Genomic DNA, 18,575 nt, shown 5'->3' with positions numbered 1-18,575 from the left:
ACGGGTCCGGCGGGGTTCGGCGCACACCGTTTCGCGGCGTCGCGGGTCAGCGGGCGGGGGTCACTGGTCACCGTCGCGCTGGCCGAGGGTCACCTTGGTGGTGAGGGTCTGGCCGTTGCGGGTGTACTCGACGTCGACGGTCTCGCCGGGCTTGTGCGTCCAGATCCGGCTGACCAGGGCGGGGCCGTTCTCGATCGGCACGCCGCCGAGCTTGGTGATGACGTCGCCCGGCTTGAGGCCGGCCTTGTCGGCCGCGCCGCCGGGGGTGACGGCGGGCTGGCCCTGGATGTCCTTGGTCTGGATCTGCGCGCCGTCGCCCTTGTAGTCGTCGTTGCGCAGCACGTCGAGCTTGGCGTAGACCGGCTTGCCGGTCTTGATCAGGGTGTCCGCGACCCACTTGGCCTGGTTGATCGGGATGGCGAAGCCCAGGCCGATGCTGCCGGCCCGGCCGTTGGCAGAGGCGTTGGACTGGATCGCCGAGTTGATGCCGACCACCGCGCCGCCGGAGTCGAGCAGCGGGCCGCCGGAGTTGCCGGGGTTGATCGAGGCGTCGGTCTGCAGGGCGTTCATGTACGAGGCCTGCGAGCCGGTCTCGTCGCCGGAGGCGACCGGGCGGTCCTTGGCGCTGATGATGCCGCTGGTGACGGTGGACTCCAGGCCGTACGGCGCGCCGATCGCGACGGTGGCGTCGCCGACGTTGACCTTGTCGGAGTCGGCCAGCGGCAGCGGGGCCAGCTTGCTCTTCGGCGGGTTGTCGATCTTGACCACGGCGACGTCGTAGCCCTCGGCGTGGCCCAGCACCGACGCGTTGTACGAGGTGCCGTCGGCGAACTTGACGGTCAGTTTGCCGCCGTTGAGGGTCGGCGCGACCACGTGGTTGTTGGTGAGGATGTGGCCCTCGGTGTCGAAGACGAAGCCGGTGCCGGTGCCCGACTCGCCGTTGCCCTGCGCCTTGATGGTGACGACGCTGGGCAGCGCCTTCTGCGCGATGGCGGCGATCGAGCCCGGGGCGGGCTCGTTCTTCTGAGTGTCGCTGGCCTGGACGGTGGTGCTGCGGTGGTCGTCCGCGGAGGTGCTGCTGCTGTTGCGGTCGGCCACGGTCACGCCGAGCGCGCCGCCGGCCACGCCGGCGACCAGGGCGACGGCCGCGATCAGGGCGACCAGGCCGCCGCGCTTCCTGCGCGGGCCCCCGCCGTTCGGGCCGCCGGGGTACTCGGCCGGGTAGCCGAGCGGGCCGTTCGGGCCGCCGGGGTGGCCCGCGCCGCCGGAGGCGGCGTCGTGGGACGGTCCCCAGCCGCCGAGCGGCTGGCCTGCGCCGAACGGGTGGTGGCCGTGCGCGGCGGGCGCACCGGGCGCCGCCGGGGTGCCCGGCGCGGGCGCGGCGGCACCGTACGGGTCGTGCGCGCCGGCGGCGGGGACACCGTGGGTCGGGGTGGCGTAAGGGTTGGCGGCCGGCGGCAGCGCCGGGGCCACGGGCGCGGCAGCCGGGGTGGCGGGCGGCAGGACCGGCGGTGGCGCGTCGATGTACCCGGTGACCGGGTCGACGGCGTGCTGCTCGGCGACGGCGGGGACCGGCGCGGCGGGCGCCTCGGACGCGGCCGGGGCCTCCGGCGCGGGGACCTTGGTGAAGGCGACGGTGGGCTTGTGCCCGCCCTCCGCCGGGGCGTCGACCGGGGCGGCCTCGGCAGCGGGCGCCGCGGGCGCCGCCTCGGGCTCGGGCACCCGGCTGAACGCCATGGTCGGCTTGTGCCCGCCTTCCGCCGGGGCGTCGACCGGGGTGTCCCCGGCGGCCTCGGGGACCCGGCGGAAGGCCATGGTCGACTGGTGCCCGCCCTGAGCGGGGCCGTCGGAAACGGCGTCGGCCGCTCCCTGGCCGGCGGGCTGCTCCCCCTGCGGCCCGGTGGGCCCAACCTCGCGCTCGGTGCTCACGGACGACCTCCATAGCTGGCAGAACCAAGGACCATAGTTTTTCGCACTGTCGATTCGATTGCCGTAAGGACCCCTCTGAAGAACTCATAAGAATCCTTAGCCGGTGCCGACGGCCGTGGGCTCCCCACCCCCTGCCGGGCGTCCCGCGATGCGGACCGCGCACGCCCTGGCCTTGGGTGTTCGCCCCCGTGCCGGTTAGCCTGTCGCTCCAAACTGACACGCGGGAGCTTGGACCGACCAGGCTGAGAGTGCGCATGTCGACCGTACGCCACGCGAGCGAGGCGGACGTTCGAGGGGGCGCTGACCGCCGGAACCTGTCCGGGTAATGCCGGCGTAGGGAGTATCGGCCATGCCGCCTGCTTCGCCATCCTCCTCTTCGGGCGCCCCCGCGCCCGAGGGCTTCCCCGCCCCCGCGGAGTCCCCCGACCCGTCGGCCGGGGCCACCGCCGTCCTGGACCGCCCCGACCGGGCCGGCCGGGTCGAGGCGCCGCTGGTCCTGGACACCGAGCCGCCGCGCACACTGCGCTTCCGGGACCACTTCGCGCTCTGGATGAACCTGGGCGTCAGCCTGATCGGCTTCTCCACCGCCGCCACCGTGCTCGGCGCCCCCGGCAGCGAACTCTCGCTGGCCGCCGCAGTGACCGCGATCGCGGTCGGCACGGCGGTCGGCACCGCGATGCTCGGCGTGGCCGCGCTGATCGGCGCCCGGACCGGCGCCCCCGCGATGGCGAACCTGCGCGGGCTGTTCGGCACCCGGCTGTCGTACCTGCCGACGGTGCTGAACATCGTCCAGTGCATCGGCTGGGGCGTGTTCGAGCTGCTGACGATCTCGGCGGGCGCCCAGACCGTCGCCCACACCAGCGGCTACCGCTGGCTGTTCGTGCTGCTCGCGGGCGCGCTGACCACCGCGCTGACCATCTGGCCGCTGGGCTCGATCGCGGTGCTGCGCCGCTTCGTGGCCGGGGCGGTCGCCGTCGCGATGGTGTACTTCACCGTCCAGCTGGGCCGCCAGGGCGTGCCGGACCCGGGCGCCGGCAACTGGCACGGCTTCCTCGGCGCGACCGACGCGATGATCGCGGTGTCGGTCTCCTTCGTCCCGCTGGCCGCCGACTACACGCGGCACTCGCGCACCGCGCGCTCGGCGTTCTGGGGCAGCTTCTCCGGCTACACGGTCGCCCAGGTCTGGTGCTACGTGCTCGGCCTGATGGCGCTGCTGCAGTCCGGCGGCGACCCGGACAAGATCTTCGACTCCTTCCTGGGCGTCTGGGCCGGCTGGCTGTTCCTGCTGGTCCTGGTGCTGCGCGAGACCGACCAGTCCTTCGCCAACGTGTACTCGACCGCCATGTCGGTGCAGAACCTGCTGCCGAGGGCGGACCGCCGGGTGCTGAGCGGCGCGATCGGCGTGCTGACCACCGTGCTGGCGCTGCAGATCGACAAGTTCACCGACAGCTACTACAACTTCCTGGGCCTGATCGGCTCGGTGTTCGTGCCGCTGCTGGCGGTGCTGGCGGTGGACTTCTTCCTCGGCGCCGGACGCCGCGGCTGGGACCTCTCCGAGGACGCGCCGTCCCGCTGGACGATGCTGCTGCCGTGGGTGCTGGGCTTCGCCGTCTACCAGTTCATCGCGCCGACCAAGGTCGCCGGCTGGTGGACGGACTTCTGGACCTCCGCCCAGGAGGCGCTGCACTTCACCCCGCAGGAGTGGACGTCCGCCTCGCTGTTCGCCTTCCTGGTGCCCGCCCTGGTCACCTGGGCGCTCGCCCCGCTCTCCCGCCGCGCCGCGCGCTGACGCCCCGCGGCCCGGGCACCCGGCGGCCCGGCACCGCCGGCCGCCGGGCCGTTCGACCGCGCGGCACCCCGCAGACGGCCCCACGGGTTGGGGCCGTCTTCGCCCCCGCTTCACCTCCGCCGCCTATCGTTGGCCCTGTGACCAGCCCAGACCTGTCCTCGGCGGCGGCGCGCACCGCGCCGCCCGTCCAGGTGATCGCCCACCGCGGTTCCTCCCACGCCCTGCCCGAACACACCCTCGCGGCCTACCGCCGCGCCCTCGACGAGGGCGCCGACGCGGTCGAGTGCGACGTGCGGGTGACCGCCGACGGCCACCTGGTCTGCGTGCACGACCGGCGGATCGGCCGGGTGTCCGACGGCCGCGGCACCGTCTCGGCGATGACGCTCGCCGAGCTGGAGGCCTACGACTTCGGAGCCTGGAAGACCGGCCGCCCCAGCACCGACCCCGAACTGCGCGGCGTGCTGCGGCTGGACCGCCTGCTGGAGCTGGTGGTGGACTGCGGCCGCCCGGTGGACCTGGCGATCGAGACCAAGCACCCGGTGCGCTTCCGCGGCCTGGTGGAGGCCGAGCTGCTGCGGACGCTGGAGCGGTACAAGATCGGCACGGCCCCGGAGGGCGACCGTCCGTCCGCCCGGATCATGAGCTTCTCCTCGGTCGCCCTGAACCGGGTGGCCGCCGCCGCGCCGGAGTACCGCCGGGTGTTCCTGTTCGAGCGCACGCTCCCGCTGCTCGGCCGGCTGCGCGAGGGCGCGCCGCTGCCGGGCGGGGCGCGGATCGCCGGTCCGGGCATCGATCTGGTGCGGGCCCGCCCGCAGCTGGTGACCCGGCTGCGCGAACTGGGGCACGCGGTGCACGTGTGGACGGTGGACGACCCGGCCGACGTCGAGCTCTGCCTGGAACTCGGGGTGTCCGCGATCATCACCAACCGGCCCGCCGAGGTGCTGGCGCAGCTCGGCCGGTGATCCGCGGGTGATCCGCCGACGCACCGACGACCGTACCGGTGCGGACTGATCACTCTGGTCGGCAGTCAAACCTTCCTCGCTCGGTATTGCCGGAATTCTTGCGCCCGGGCGACGGAGGGTGAGCACGGAATGACCTCTTGCCCACCCTCGGTCGCCGTGCTCGAAATGGGCTCGCGGGATCGTCCGGTGCTCGTTTCCGACGCATTACCAAGGGGCATCTCTCCCTCGGCATACGCTGAAGGAGGTCCGGGGGTGGCGTTGATGGTGGCGCGTGAAGTGCCGACTTCATCGACCATGGCAGTGCCGCACGGCCCAGCGAGTGTCGGGGTCGCACGGCGCCGACTGCGTCGAGATCTGGGTGACCGGCAGATACCGGAACCGGTCATCGATGATGCTGTTCTGATCCTTTCCGAACTGTTGAGCAATGCGTGTCGCTACGCCCGTCCGCTCGGCCCGCTGCCGGCGCTCGGCCGCAGCGCCCGGGCCGAGGTGCTCGGGCAGGTGCTGGTCGGCGTCCCGTCCGGGACGCACCCCGCACCCGGCGGCCGGGAGCACGGCGAGGGCACGGCCGGGCCGGACGGCGGCGTGCTGGTCCGCTGGCAGATGCACACCGACGGCGTGCTCACCCTGGAGGTCACCGACGGCGGCGCGACCACCCGGCCGCTGCCCGCCGGTCCCTCGCTGACCTCGCGCGGCGGCCGCGGCCTGAGCATCGTCGACCAGCTGGCCAGCGACTGGGGCGTGCGCGACTCGCCCGGCGAGGTGACGGTCTGGGCGGCGCTGCCCGCGCGCGCCCGCCACGCCCGGCGCTCCGGGGGCGACGCCCGCAGCGCGTAGGGCGGCACCCGCCCGCCCCGGCGCGTTCGCGCGCGCCGGGGGTAGCGCGGGTGCCGGAGGAACGTCAGTAGGCTTCCCGGGACACAGGACCACCGTTCCCGGGAGAGCCGCACCATGGGCAAGAAGGCCGCCAAGAAGGCGCCGCAGCGTCAGTCCACCACCGCCGTCACGGGTGAGGTCCCCGTGGTCGGGGCCCGCGAGGACTGCCCGTGCGGCTCGGGCCGCCGCTACAAGGCCTGCCACGGCCGGGAGGCCTCGCACGCGGTGCAGGAGCTCGTGCACCGCCCGTTCGAGGGCCTGCCGGGCGAGGCCGACTGGGTGGCGCTGCGCGAGCTGGTGCCCGCCGCCACGGTGCCGCTGACGCTGGCCGCCGGGGTGGCCGAGGGCGACGTCCCGTCGGTGACGCTGGCGACCGTGCTGCCGCTGGCCTGGCCGGCCCTGCGCCGCCAGGACGGCTCGATCCTGCTCGGCCTGCAGACCCAGTCCTCCTCCGGAGACCTCAGCCGCGACCTCGCGGACGCCCTGGAGCTGGCCCTGGCCACCGAGCCGGGCACCCCGGTGCCGGCCCGCCGGACCGTCCCGGGCGGGCGCCGCCTGCAGGACCTGCTGGACACCACCGCCGCGTTCGAGCCGGTCGTGCACACCGGCTTCGAGTTCTGGCTGGAGGACGCCGAGACCGCCACCGGCGAGGTCGCCGCCTCCCTGGAGCGCGCCAACGCCTCGGCCATCCCGACCGAGAAGCTGGGCAGCGTCGACGCCGCCTACTGGTGCGGCACCCCGGACAAGAACCACCTGCGCTGGGTGATGACCGTGCCCGAGGAGCAACTGCTGGACGCGCTGGCCCGGCTGAACGCCGCCGGCGAGGCCTCGCTCGGCCCGGACACCCGCCTGGTCGGTTCCTTCCGCGCGCACGGCCTGACCGTGCCGGTGTGGGACCTGCCGCTCGCGATGACCGCCGCCGACTGCGAGAAGCCGGCCGCCGAGTTCGGCGAGCGGCTCGCCGCGGTCCTCGCCGACGCGACCCCGCTGACCGCCGAGGAGCGGCGCGCCCGCGCGAACCTGGTGAACCGTCAGGTCACCTTGAACTAAAGCACGCAGGATCCGCGTGATACGCGTCACATTGTCGCGGTGAACGCGCAATTTCCGGGCGTGGAGGGCGTCTTGGAAATTGGCGCGGGCGCGGATCCTTGTTACTGTCTAAAGAGTCCGGCCGCTGGTGCATCCCCCGTCGCCAGCGGCCGGATCTTTTCTTTTTCCGGAGCGCCCCGCCGGTCGCCGCCCCGGCACCCGGGGACGGCACCCGGTCTTCAGTACGCCGAGCGTCCGCTGTCCAGCCGGACCGTCGCCTCCACCAACTCGCCCAGCAGCGGCCCGACCTGCGGCAACCAGACCCCGCCACCCGCACCCGGTCGCGGCGCCAGCACCCAGCGCACCCGGCCGGCCGTCCCGCCGGGCGGCAGCGGCAGGAAACCGCCCGGCCCGTGGTAGCGCAACGAACCCGGCACCCAAGGGAGTTGGGCGAGCATCTCGCCGAGCGCGTCCAAGGAGTACGGGGCCACCAGCAGCGCGTAGCGGCCCGGCATCGCCAGCACCGGCCCGAGCGGCATCCGCAGCGCGCCGAGGTAGACCAGCGCCCGCGCCCCGGCCGCCGCGGGCAGGCTGACCGCCGAGACCGTGGAACCGGTGGCGGCCAGCACCGTCGCGTCCGGGCTCTGCCGCTCCCACCACCAGCGCACCATCCGGGCGTCCGTGGTGGCGGCCAGCAGCGAGGGGTCGTGCGGGTGCGCGCCGGGAACGGTGCAGTCCCGGTCGCCGCAGGAGCAGCGCCCGCCGCGCAGCACGGCGCCCGGCACCACGGGCCAGCGGTGGTCGACGGCGGCCTCCAGGGCCGCGGCCAGCCGGGCGGCACGCTCCTCCGACCGGTCCTTCGGGTTCTCACGCATGGCGCTCGTTCCTTTCCCTGACCGCTCGGTTCGCTCCGCCCCGTCGGCATCCACCGGAACCCTCCGCGGGGCCCACCGCGGCACGGTCCGTGCGGCGCGGAGCGGGGCGGGCGGCATGGCGGACGGCGCGGCTACGACGTGGAGCACGGTGTGGAGCACGACATGAGAAGGGCCGCGGACTGGAACAGCCCTTGGAACGAGAATCCCGTACGCGACCGGATGGACGCCGCCCGGGCGCGCTTGGTTCCACCGTACGAGTGAGGGACTTCCGGCCGACCCGGCTCCGGGGCGGCACGGGCATACGATCCGGACGGCCGCCCGGTCCGTCCCCACGGTTCTGCCCGCTCGCGCCTCCCTCCATGCCTCCGGCCCGAGCGGCGCGCGCACGAACCACGCACGCCCTCCGACCGGGTCGCGACGGCCGCGGAACCGGCCCCCGCGCCGTCCTGGATCTGGACATGCCCCGAATGGCCTGTGTAGAAGTGGTGGCATTGCTGTCGATCAATGACGAGTAGTAGCGAAACGAGGCGAAACGCGCTCTTTGGCCGTACTCGCTCCACATCGGCCGTACCTGGGGGTTCCGCATGGCACGTAGCACCGCGTCAGGAGTGGCGGCATGACCGAGTCCCACCCGTCGACGGCCCTCCCGTCGACGACGACCGCCGAACCGGGCGAACCCGGCTGCGCAGGCGGGCTCACCGTCCTCGACCCGCCGGGACTCCCCGGCCCCGCCGACGCGCCGGACGACCCCGCGGACGCACCGGACGACCCCGTGGACGACCCCACGGCACCGTCCGCCACCGTGCAGGACCGTTTGGCCGGACGCCTGTCCGACCTCACCAGCCTGCACGAACACACCGAACGGCTCGCCCGGGCCCGCGGCCTCACCGCCACCCTCGACGCCGTCCTCGCCTCCGGCGCCGCCCTGCTCGGCGCCCGCCGCGGCGTCCTGGTCACCCGGACGCCCGGCGGCAGCCCCGGACAGCCCGTCGGCCTCGGCCTCGACCGCGCCAGCCTCGGCGCCCTGGAGACCGTCCCGACCGAACAGAGCCTGCTCGCCCGGCTGCTGCGCGAACGGGACCGGCCCGCCCAGCTGCACTCCCCCGACCTCGCCGAGGACCCGGCCATCGGCGCCCGGCTGCGCGAACTCGCCGTCCACCTCGGCCTCGGCGGCGCCTACGGCCTGCCGCTCGCCACCACCGAGGACGGCCCGCTCGCCGCCGCCCTCTGGTTCTACGACGAGCCCGCCGTGCCGGCCGACTGCCGGCGCGCACTCGCCCGCCGGTACTGCGAGGTCGCCGCCCCGCTGCTCGCCAAGCAGCTGGAGGCGGACCGGACCCTGCGCACCACCGAGGCGCTGCGCCGCGGCCTGCTGCCCGACCACCTCCCCCGTACCGACGGCCTGCGGCTGGCCGCCCGGCTCGTCCCGGCCGGGCTGGACCACTCCTGCGGCAGCGACTGGTACGACGCCATCCCGCTGCCCGACGGCACCGTCGGCCTCACCGTCGGCTCCGTCTCCGGCGACGGCCCCGGCGCGGGCCCCGGCTCCGCCGCCGGCGCGGCCGCCGCGATGGGCCGGGTACGGGCCGCGCTGCGGGCGTACGCGGTCCTGGAGGGCGAGGACCCGGTCTCCGTCCTGGGCGACCTGGAACTGCTGCTCAAGACCACCGAGCCGACCCGCACCGCCACCGCCGTCTACGCCTGGATCGAGCCCGAGGAGCGCCGGATCACCCTCGCCGGCGCCGGACACTGCCCGCCGGTCCTGGTCGGCCGGCACGGCGCCGAGTTCGTGGAGACCTCGCTCTCCGCCCCGCTCGGCATGCTGGCCTGCTGGGAGGCGCCCGGGGTCGAGCTCACCGCCGGGCGCGGCGACACCCTGCTGCTCTACACCGAGGGCCTGGCCCGCCGCTGCGGCCCGACCCTGCACGCCGGACAGGCCAACCTGCGCCGGGCCGCCGCCGACGCCCCGCGCGACGTGCGGATCGACCCGGACCGGCTCTGCGCCCACCTGCTGGCCGTCTGCCCGGACCCGGCCACCGCGGCGGCGGCCACCGACGACCTGATGCTGCTGGCGGCCCGCTTCGACTGACCGGCACCGGTCCGGACGGAGGCACCGGGCCCATGGAGTCCCCCGGCCGAGGTCGGGTGGAGGGCGAACGGCCGGGCGTCCGTACCATGGACGCACGGCCGCCCGCGCGTGTCGCGATCCGACACTCCCCCGAGGGGCGGCGGTACCACCCCCAAGGAGGCGTTGCACGTGACCGAGGACCGCACCCCCGCGGTGGCCGAGAACCCCGAGGCCGAGGGCGGCGAGGAGCCGCAGGAGTTCAAGGGACGCAAGAACGGCCTCTACGGCGACATCTCCGACGAGCTGGCCGCCTCCATGAAGTCCGGCTGGGCCGACACCGAGCTGCACGGCCTCGTCCCCGTCGCCCAGGCCCCGTACGCGGCCGAGCGCCGCGCCCGGCTGTCCGCCGCCCACCCCGGCGAGCGCCTGGTCGTCCCGGCCGGCAACCTGCGGGTCCGCTCCAACGACACCGACTACGCCTTCCGCGCCTCCAGCGAGTACGTGCACCTCACCGGTGACCAGACCGAGGACGCCGTGCTGGTCGCCGAGCCGACCGGCGACGCCGGCCACGAGTTCACCCTCTACCTGCTGCCCCGCTCCGACCGCGAGAACGGCGAGTTCTGGCTGGACGGCCACGGCGAGCTGTGGGTCGGCCGCCGGCACAGCCTGACCGAGCAGGAGCAGCTGCTCGGCCTGCCCGCCCGCGACGTCCGCAAGGTCGCCGAGGAGCTGGCCGCGCGCGCCGCCGCCTCCGCCGCCCCCACCCGGATCGTCCGCGGCTACGACGCCGGTCTGGAGGCCGCGCTCGCCGACGTCCTCGACGCCGACAAGGATGCCGGGTTCAAGGAGTTCCTGAGCGGCCTGCGGCTGGTCAAGGACGAGTGGGAGATCGGCGAGCTGCGCGCCGCCTGCGACGCCACCGTCAAGGGCTTCACCGACGTGGTCCGCGAGCTCGGCCAGGCCGTCGCCACCTCGGAGCGCTGGATCGAGGGCACCTTCTGGCGCCGCGCGCGGGTCGAGGGCAACGACGTCGGCTACGGCACCATCGCCGCCGCCGGCCCGCACGCCACCACCCTGCACTGGGTCCGCAACGACGGCGACGTGCGCCCCGGCGAGCTGCTGCTCCTGGACGCCGGCGTGGAGACCCACACGCTCTACACCGCCGACGTCACCCGCAGCCTCCCGATCGACGGCCGCTTCACCGACCTGCAGCGCAAGATCTACGACGCGGTGTACGACGCCCAGGAAGCCGGCATCGCCGCGGTGAAGCCCGGCGCCCGCTTCCGCGACTTCCACGAGGCCTCGCAGCGGGTGCTCGCCGAGCGCCTGCTCGCCTGGGGCCTGCTGGACGCCTCCGTGTACGACGTCGAGAAGGTCCTGGAACTCGGCCTGCAGCGCCGCTGGACCCTCCACGGCACCGGCCACATGCTCGGCCTCGACGTCCACGACTGCGCCCACTCGCGCCGCGAGGAGCACGTCGACGCCCTGCTGGTCCCCGGCATGGTCCTCACCGTAGAGCCCGGCCTGTACTTCCAGCAGGACGACCTGACCGTGCCGGAGGAGTACCGCGGCATCGGCGTCCGCATCGAGGACGACATCCTGGTCACCGCCGACGGCAACGAGAACCTCTCGGCCGGCCTGCCCCGCCGCTCCGAGGACGTCGAGGCCTGGATGGCCTCGCTCGCCTGAGCCACCGCGCCCCGAAGGGCCCGGCCCCGCGCGACGGGAGGCCGGGCCCTCGTGCGTCCGGCAGCGGGCCGGGCCCTCGTGCGTCCGGCGGTCAGCGCCGGACGGCGGGCCGGACCGCGACGGTCTCGCCGGCGTGGCCGTCCGAGTCCCCGCCGACCTGGATCTCCACCGGCGCGGCGCTGCCGGTCCGCTTCAGGCCGACCCGGAACGTGTACTCGACCGGGTTGCCCCGCAGGACGCCGACCAGCTCGGCCGGCGCCACCCCGAGCCGCCCGTTGCAGTCCGGGGTCACCTCGAAGGACTTCCACTCGTTGCCGACCTTCGCCTCCATCGTGACGTCCGCCCCGGTCAGGCCCGCGCCCGCCGGGAGGGACAGCCGCACCACCGGGCGCAGCAGGGCCGACCCGTCCGGCGACGAGACCCCGAAGGAGAACTCGGTCGGGGCCCCGCCCACGACCAGCGCGGTGGGCCCGGACACCGAGGTCACCACCGGGCGGTGGCGGTCGACGACCGACGCGGTGACCACGCTCTTCGTCATGACGGTGAGGGAGGACGGCTGCACCGCGTCCGCCTCGACGGCCAGCCGGCCCGGCTGGTTGCCCGCGTCGAGGACCATCCGGTACTGGACGGTCCGGCTCTCGCCCGCCGCCAGGGTGAAGGCCGCGTCGTCACCCGTGCCCGCGTAGTCCATCCCGCCGCCCTGGCTCAGCGCCGGCATGGCCTTCCAGCCCGAGGCGTCCTTTCGCTCCAGCTTGCCCTGCGCCATCGCGAGCCCGCGCTGGCACTTCGCGCCCTCGAACTCCTGGGTCGCCACCACCGGCGCCACCGCGCGGCTGCCCGAGGAGTCGTTGTTCCTCCAGGTCACCGAGAAGGCCACCTGCTCGCCCACCTGGACCTGCCGGCCGTCGTTCAGGCCGTCGAAGGTGATCCCGATGCCGCCGTTCCCGCTGACGGGGTTGGCGACCGGCTTGGCGACCGGCTTGGCGACCGGCTTGGCGACCGGCTTGCCGGAGGACTGGGCGGAAGGCTTGGCGGAGGGCTTCGCCGTTGCCCCGACGGCCACCGCGGCGGGCGACCCGGCCTCGCTCGGGGTGGTGGCGGCGGCGGAGGGGGTGGCGCTCGGCTCGGCCGGGACGGGCGTGGCCGACGCGGCGGGGGACCCGGTCGGCGCGGCCGGGGCGGTGGTCACCACGCTCGCGGCGGACCGCGTGGCGCTCGGGGCGGCCGAGGAGCCGGGCTCCGCGGGGCCGCAGGCGGCGACACCGACGGCGGCGATGACGGCCAGGGGGACAATCTTCGCAATACGGGCAACAACGGACGTGCTCATGGAACGGTCCCCCAGGACATGGTGATGGTGATGGTGGTTCCGGGCGAACGAACGGCTCGTCGGCGCCCCGGGGAGTCGGCCCGAGCCCCGGCCCCGCCGGCTCGCTCTCCCCGCCTCTCACCCTGATAGACGTCCGACCCGCCGGGGGGTTGCAGGTGGATCCGAAAGTTTTTCGCGGCCTCGGCCCGGAACGCCGAAAGGCGCCGTGACCAGGGGATTTCCTGGTCACGGCGCCTCGGGGGCCGTCGCCGACCGGCTACTTCACGACGTTCTCCCGAACGATCGCCTCACCGATCACGGTCAGCCGGCCGCTGCCGTCGTACGGCAACGTCGCCTGCATCCGCACCGGCATGATCCCCGGCCCGTCGGCGGGGTCGACGGTCAGCCGGTACGTCACCGTGCGACTCGCGCCCGGCGCCAGGGGGAAGGTGGCCGACTTGCCGCCCGTCGCGTAGTCCATGCCGCTTCCGGGCGACATGCTCAACTGGGTCCAGGTGCCGCCGTCCTGACGCTCCAGCTTGCCGGCGTTCATCGGGATCGGACTGTCCGGCGTCCCCGGGTACGGATCGGTGAAGACCAGCGGCTGGACCGACGGCAGGTTGGCCGTGCCGGTGTTCCGGTACGTCACCGAGAAGGTCACCGGCCCGTCCTTCGCGGACACCATCCCGCCCGGCAGGAACCCGCTCTGCGTGACGGCGACGGTCGTGCTGGTCACCGGATCCGCCGACGGCGTCGCCGCCCCCGGCGCCTTGTGGCCGCTGACGTCCAGGCTGTTGACGATCGACTGCAGGCCGGCCTGGTAGTCGTCCTTGAGGCCGTTCGCCACCACGAACACCTGGTCCGAACTCAGCCCCCACATCTGGGCCGTGAACGAGTCGCCGGGCTTGCAGGTGGCCTTCCACTGGGTCTTGTCGGCCGTCTTCCCGGCGACGGTGGGCCGGGTCCGCACGGCCGCGCCGATCGACGTGTAGGGCGCGGTGGGGATGTAGGGATGGCCCCACACCGGGCAGCTCGGCTCATGACTGAAGCCCGAATCCGACGCCAGGTCACCCGTCGTGGGCCAGATCGCGTGCTCGCTCTCGTCCGGGCCGTTGTAGGCGACGACCAGGACGCCGTAGGGCACGCACCTGCCCTGGGGCCAGCCCTGCTGCGGGTCGGTGGGCGCGCCGGGACTCAGGACGCAGACGCTGTCGGCCGCCGTCTGCACCGCCTTCCAACCCGCCGGGACCTTGAACTTGACGCCCCGGAACGTGTACGGCGTCGACGGGCCCACCGGGGGTGCGGTGTTGGTGGCCGACGCGGAGGACGTCGGTGTGCCGTCGGCGAGCGGGACCTCGGTCTCGGGGTCGCCCGTCGGGGTGCCGGTGTCGGTGGGGGTGGCCGACGGGGTGGGGGTCGGCTCGGCGGTCGGGCTGGGGCTCGGGGCGGCCGTCAGGGTGGCGGCCGGGGGCGGGACCTGGTCGTGGGCGACCGGTTCGCCGTGGAAGGTGAGCACGCCGAGCGCCATCGCGGCGGCCAGGCCGAACGGGACGGCGACGGTGTACACCGGGCGCAGCCGGCGGATCCGGTGCTTCGGGGGCGCGGCCGGGCGCAGGCTGTTCGCCGTCACCAGGGCGGCGCGCGCACCCAGTGCCTCGCGGAGCAGCCGTTCCGTCGGTGTCTCGGCCGGCTCGTCGCCGTCGCCGCCGCTGCGGCGGTGGAGCTTGTCGGTCATCGAACCTTCTCCAGGTGCTTTTCCAAGGCGTCCAGGGCGCGACTGGCCGTGGACTTCACGGCGCCCCGGGACAGTCCCAGGGTCTCGGCTATCTGCGCCTCCGACAGGTCGGACCAGTAGCGCAGCACCAGCACCTCCCGCTGGCGTGGAGTCAACTCCTGCAGGGCCACGAGCACCCGCCGGTGCTCGTCGTTGAGGACCGCGTGGTCCTCGGCGGACGGGGCGTCGGCCTCGTGCGGCGGCACGTACTCGCGGGCGGTCTTGCGGCGGCGCAGCATCGAGCGGGCGCCGTTGACCACCGAGGTCCGCAGGTAGCCGAGGGCGTTGTCGAGGTCGTCCAGCTCCTCGCCGTGGCGCTGGTACAGCTGCGTGAAGGCGTCCTGGACGACGTCCTCGGCCAGGTCCTGGTGGTCGACCAGCATCACGGCCATCCGGACCAGGCCGAGCCGGTGCGCGTGGTAGAGGTCGGTCAGGGTGGGCCGGTCCTCGGCCGGCTTGCGCCCGCCGCGCAGCAGCCGGAAACCGGACCGGCGCTGCTTGGCCTCCTGCTCGGTGGTGGGGCCGACGAGCGGCTCGCCGGCCTCCTGGGCGCCGAACAGCGCGGTGACCACCCCTCGGATGGTGAATCCGCGCGCCCCCTTCGGCGCAACGATCGGCCCGATGGCCATGGACATCTGCGTTTCCGCTTTCCCCCGGGACGGTGACGGCGTTCGCCGGACCGTCGTATCACCTGATCAAGATCGTGATCGGAGGGATCTTCCCAGTCGCCCTCGGCCCGGTTCTCTCCGCCCCCGTACCCATGGACGTGTGGCGGGGGTGGAGGTTGCAGGTGGGTTCGAAGAAATTTCCGAGGTGGCCGGGACGGCTACACTCACCGGCAATTCCGCCACCCGTGAGCAGGGGGTTCGCATGGCCGAGCAGGACGTCGAGGGCCCGGTCGGCACCGACGCGGAGGCCGGGCCGGGCCGGCGCCCGGTGTCCGTCGCCATCGGGCGGCGGCCGGAGCCCGTGCACGACGTCGCGGTGTACGCCTTCGAGGGCATGGCGCCGTTCGAACTCGGCGTCGTGGTCGAGGTCTTCGGACTGGCCCGGCCCGAGCTGGCCGGGCTGCTGGCGACGCCCTGGTACGGGCTGAAGGTGTGCGCCGACCGGCCCGGGACGGCCCTGGACGCGGTGGGCGGCTTCACGCTGACCGCCCGGCACGGGCTGGACGAGCTGGCGGCGGCCGACACCGTGGTGGTGCCCGGGGTGCCGAACGCGTTCGGCGGCACGGTCTCCCCCGGGCTGGTCGCGGCGCTGCGCACCGCGCACGAGCGCGGCGCCCGGATCGTGTCGATCTGCTCGGGCGCCTTCGCGCTGGCCGCCGCGGGACTGCTGGACGGTCGGGACGCGACCACCCACTGGCGGTACGCCGAGCTGCTCCAACAGCGCCACCCGGCGGTGCGGGTCAATCCGGACGTGCTGTACGTGGACAACGGCGACGTGCTCACCAGCGCGGGCAGCGCGGCCGGGATCGACCTCTGCCTGCACCTGGTCCGCCGGGACCACGGCGCCAGGGTGGCCAACGCCGTGGCCCGCCGCTTCGTGGTGGCGCCGCACCGGGACGGCGGGCAGGCCCAGTTCATCGAGGCGGCGGTCCGGCCGGTCGAGGAGGACGACGACGGCGTCGCCCGCAGCATGCAGTGGGCGCTGGACCACCTCTCCGCGCCGCTGACCGTCCCGGTGCTGGCCCGCGCCGCCCGGATGTCGGACCGCTCGTACCTGCGGCACTTCACCGCCCGCAACGGGACCAGCCCGATGCGCTGGGTCGTCACCCAGCGCATCGCGGCCAGCCTGCCGCTGCTGGAGTCACCGGACGGGACGGTCGAGGAGATCGCCGCGGCGGTCGGCTTCGAGAGCTCCGCGACCTTCCGGCACCACTTCGGCCGGGTGATGCGCACCTCGCCGACCGCCTACCGGCGCTCCTTCGGGCGCGGGGTGGCGTAGTCCCTGCGCGGTCCGGCGGCTCAGGCCTGCTCGCGCCGGTCCGCGTTGGCGACGATGGCGTCGTGCAGCCACTGCGCCAGGCCCGGCGCGATCTCCTCGTACATGCTCGTCCAGCGCGGGTCGGAGACGTACAGGCCGGCCAGTCCGCGGTGGATGGTGAACGTGCAGTCGTAGAAGTTCCGGCAGATGTGCTGCCGGTGCGCCTCGGCGAGGTCGGTGGCCACCCGGCCGTCGGCGGGCTCGCCGGCGGTGAGCGCCTCGGCCAGGCGGGTGTTGAGCCCGGTCATCTCGGCCTGGATCCGCTCCCAGTCGGCCTTGGAGTAGCTGCCGGTGCGGCGCTGCGACTCGGCCCAGGCCTCGGTGTCGCCCCAGCGCTGCTCGGCCTCCTGCTCCCAGTCCTCCTGGTAGCCCTCGCCGAAGATCTCGAACTTCTCCTCCGGGGTCAGCTGAATGCCCATTCTCCGTGCCTCCATGGCGTGTTCGACGGCTGTGGCGAGGTCCTGGAGGTGCCTGATCCGGTCGGTCAGCAGTCGGTGCTGCCGCCGGAGGTGCTCGCTCGGGCTGACCGAGCGGTCGTCCAGGATCGCCGCGATCTCCTCCAGGGGGAAGCCGAGCTCGCGGTAGAAGAGGATCTGCTGCAGCCGGTCGAGGTCGGAGTCCACGTACCGGCGGTAGCCGGACCGGGTACGGCCGGCGGGGGACAGCAGACCGATCTCGTCGTAGTGGTGCAGGGTGCGGACGGTCACCTTGGCGATCTTCGCCACGGTGCCGACCGAGTAGCCCTCAGCGGTCATCGGAATTCCTCCCTGGTGCTGACCACCACCCTCGGCTCTCACGTCGCGTGAGGGTCAAGCCGCCATCGCGGGCACCTTCGACGGTGCCCCGGCGGGCCGCTTCGACGGTGCCTCGGCGGACCCCTTGGCGGACCCCTTCGCGGACCCCGGCACCCGGCTTCCCGGGCGCCGGGTCCTCAGGCGTCGGCGCCGACCAGCTCCCGCTCGCGCCGCCGGGCCGACCGGCGTCCGCCGCCGTCGCCCTGGGCGCCGGCCCGCGGCCGGCGGGGCTGCTGGGTGGGCCAGAGCAGCACGTAGGCGGCGGAGACCACCACGAAGGCGAGCCGGACGAAGCCGCGGGCCGAGTCGGACGGGAGCAGCAGCGTGCCGCCGTACAGCGCGGCCAGCGCGATCCAGCTCCACCAGGGGACGAGCCGCTTCTGCCCGACCGCGTCCCAGAGCAGGGTGCCGAGCAGGATGGAGGCCGTGTAGTAGGTGTAGACGCTCGGGTCGAGCAGGATCCGGGCGTCCGCGCCGAGCAGCACCACGGCCGGCCAGCGGCCGCGCCACACGGCGATGCTGCCGAGGCCAAGGCCGAGCGCGAACTGGGTCGGGCGGTCCCACCAGGGGGTGGCGGGGTCGGTCACCCCGAACCAGCGCAGCGCGGACGCGGGCTGGTTGGGGATGGTGAACTTGGCCGCCGCCATGGTGTCCAGGTTGCCCAGGTAGAACGGCAGCCAGGCGATCGCCACCAGGGCGGCGAACCAGAGCGCGGTGCGCAGCCAGGCGGGCCGGGGCAGCGCCAGGATCAGCGGGGCGAAGGCGATCGCCCAGGGCTTGGAATCGACCGCCAGCGCCAGGAAGATCGCGACCTGGGTGGGCTTGCCGCGGGCCAGGGCGTGTGCGGCGAGGGTGGTGAAGAACAGCGCGAGGACGTCGTCCAGGTGCGCGAAGCGGACCGACACCTCGACCCACATCGGGATGAAGGCCAGTCCGGCGATCAGCAGGCGCTGCTGGAGCCGACGGTGGTTGGTGCCGGTGCCCAGGTAGTAGAGGGCCGCGGTGCGGCCGACCACGACCAGCATCACCAGGCCGAGCGCGGCGCTCGCCGCCTCCGCGACCAGCTGGCCGGTGTGCGGCGAGAACGGGGCGGTGAGCCGGGCCGCGGCCAGGCTCACCGGGCCGATCTGCAGCTCCGGGTGATGGGCGTAGAGCGACAGTCCACCGTCGGACTGGCCGCTGAAGAGCAGCTGCTCGCCCTGGCGCAGGTAGTGCCAGGAGAAGCCGCCGCTCGGTTCGACCAGGAAGAACCAGAGCACCGTCCAGGCGACCAGCAGGACGTGGTGTCTCCGCAGTGGGAGACCCGCGATGCGCCCGGTCGTCGCCTCGTAGTCGGTGGTGGTCCGTGCCGTGCGTACTTCCCGCACCTGTCCTCTCCCCGCCGGTTCCGCCCCCCCTCCGGCCGGACATCCTATGTGACGCAGGAGTACCGCCCGTGCCGCCCCCGGGTACCTCGGGTGGACGGTGGGGGGGGCACGGGGGCCCCCCGGAAACGGTT

The 18,575-nt window shown here is 74.2% G+C and carries 14 protein-coding genes and 1 riboswitch; of the genes, 7 read left to right on the top strand and 7 right to left on the bottom strand.

Annotated features, from left to right (window positions below):
- Positions 1–60: 60 nt before the first annotated feature.
- Complete coding sequence (locus tag ACFV04_RS25855) at positions 61–1,929, bottom strand: S1C family serine protease (RefSeq protein WP_380532707.1); 1,869 nt, start codon at positions 1,927–1,929, stop codon at positions 61–63.
- Between the two features lie 210 nt (positions 1,930–2,139).
- Positions 2,140–2,286, top strand: a riboswitch (TPP riboswitch).
- On the opposite strand from ACFV04_RS25855, the gene ACFV04_RS25850 reads away from it, so the two are divergent.
- The 4 genes from ACFV04_RS25850 to ACFV04_RS25835 all read left to right on the top strand — a co-directional run bounded on the left by ACFV04_RS25850 (position 2,279) and on the right by ACFV04_RS25835 (position 6,606).
- The gene (locus ACFV04_RS25850; protein WP_380336890.1) at positions 2,279–3,718 is read left to right on the top strand and encodes a purine-cytosine permease family protein; all 1,440 of its coding nucleotides are present in this window, start codon (positions 2,279–2,281) and stop codon (positions 3,716–3,718) included. (Overlaps the previous riboswitch by 8 nt.)
- Positions 3,719–3,855: 137 nt before the next feature.
- Entirely contained in the window at positions 3,856–4,680 is an 825-nt protein-coding gene (locus ACFV04_RS25845; protein ID WP_380336893.1) for a glycerophosphodiester phosphodiesterase family protein, read from the top strand.
- 417 nt (positions 4,681–5,097) lie between these two features.
- The gene (locus ACFV04_RS25840; protein WP_380336895.1) at positions 5,098–5,517 is read left to right on the top strand and encodes an ATP-binding protein; all 420 of its coding nucleotides are present in this window, start codon (positions 5,098–5,100) and stop codon (positions 5,515–5,517) included.
- Positions 5,518–5,631: 114 nt separating this feature from the next.
- Positions 5,632–6,606 carry a DUF5926 family protein gene (locus ACFV04_RS25835; RefSeq protein WP_360253827.1) on the top strand — a complete coding sequence of 325 codons (975 nt, stop codon included), beginning with the start codon at positions 5,632–5,634 and terminating at the stop codon, positions 6,604–6,606.
- 218 nt (positions 6,607–6,824) lie between these two features.
- On the opposite strand, the gene ACFV04_RS25830 is transcribed toward ACFV04_RS25835, so the two are convergent.
- Positions 6,825–7,460: a bifunctional DNA primase/polymerase gene (locus ACFV04_RS25830; RefSeq protein ID WP_380336897.1), complete on the bottom strand. Its 636-nt coding sequence runs from the start codon at positions 7,458–7,460 to the stop codon at positions 6,825–6,827.
- Between the two features lie 616 nt (positions 7,461–8,076).
- Here ACFV04_RS25830 and ACFV04_RS25825 point away from each other — a divergent pair.
- Positions 8,077–9,549, top strand: coding sequence for a PP2C family protein-serine/threonine phosphatase (locus ACFV04_RS25825; RefSeq protein ID WP_380532702.1), 1,473 nt, complete (start codon positions 8,077–8,079; stop codon positions 9,547–9,549).
- Positions 9,550–9,717: 168 nt separating this feature from the next.
- A complete protein-coding gene (locus ACFV04_RS25820) occupies positions 9,718–11,217 on the top strand; it encodes an aminopeptidase P family protein (RefSeq protein ID WP_380532700.1) in 1,500 nt (499 codons plus the stop codon).
- A gap of 91 nt (positions 11,218–11,308) precedes the next feature.
- Here the strand turns inward: ACFV04_RS25820 and ACFV04_RS25815 are convergent, their stop codons facing one another.
- The 3 genes from ACFV04_RS25815 to ACFV04_RS25805 all read right to left on the bottom strand — a co-directional run bounded on the left by ACFV04_RS25815 (position 11,309) and on the right by ACFV04_RS25805 (position 14,932).
- The gene (locus tag ACFV04_RS25815) at positions 11,309–12,544 is read right to left on the bottom strand and encodes a hypothetical protein (protein WP_380532697.1); all 1,236 of its coding nucleotides are present in this window, start codon (positions 12,542–12,544) and stop codon (positions 11,309–11,311) included.
- Between the two features lie 256 nt (positions 12,545–12,800).
- Complete coding sequence (locus ACFV04_RS25810) at positions 12,801–14,258, bottom strand: hypothetical protein (protein ID WP_380532694.1); 1,458 nt, start codon at positions 14,256–14,258, stop codon at positions 12,801–12,803.
- Positions 14,255–14,932, bottom strand: a complete 678-nt coding sequence (locus tag ACFV04_RS25805; protein WP_380532691.1) for an RNA polymerase sigma factor — start codon at positions 14,930–14,932, stop codon at positions 14,255–14,257. The genes ACFV04_RS25810 and ACFV04_RS25805 overlap by 4 nt, the downstream gene beginning before the upstream one ends.
- Positions 14,933–15,167: 235 nt before the next feature.
- Here ACFV04_RS25805 and ACFV04_RS25800 point away from each other — a divergent pair, with 235 nt between their 5' ends.
- Positions 15,168–16,244, top strand: coding sequence for a helix-turn-helix domain-containing protein (locus ACFV04_RS25800; protein ID WP_380532688.1), 1,077 nt, complete (start codon positions 15,168–15,170; stop codon positions 16,242–16,244).
- 20 nt (positions 16,245–16,264) lie between these two features.
- Here ACFV04_RS25800 and ACFV04_RS25795 read toward each other — a convergent pair whose 3' ends face one another.
- Positions 16,265–17,038 carry a MerR family transcriptional regulator gene (locus tag ACFV04_RS25795; protein ID WP_380532685.1) on the bottom strand — a complete coding sequence of 258 codons (774 nt, stop codon included), beginning with the start codon at positions 17,036–17,038 and terminating at the stop codon, positions 16,265–16,267.
- A 176-nt stretch (positions 17,039–17,214) separates the two neighbouring features.
- Positions 17,215–18,444 carry a hypothetical protein gene (locus ACFV04_RS25790; RefSeq protein WP_380336918.1) on the bottom strand — a complete coding sequence of 410 codons (1,230 nt, stop codon included), beginning with the start codon at positions 18,442–18,444 and terminating at the stop codon, positions 17,215–17,217.
- Between the last annotated feature and the right edge of the window lie 131 nt (positions 18,445–18,575).

This window comes from Kitasatospora sp. NPDC059599 (assembly GCF_042735125.1).
In the GTDB taxonomy this organism is placed as follows: domain Bacteria; phylum Actinomycetota; class Actinomycetes; order Streptomycetales; family Streptomycetaceae; genus Kitasatospora.
The sequence above is the reverse complement of the archived record's forward strand: the minus strand, read 5'-3'. Positions and strand labels throughout refer to the sequence as shown.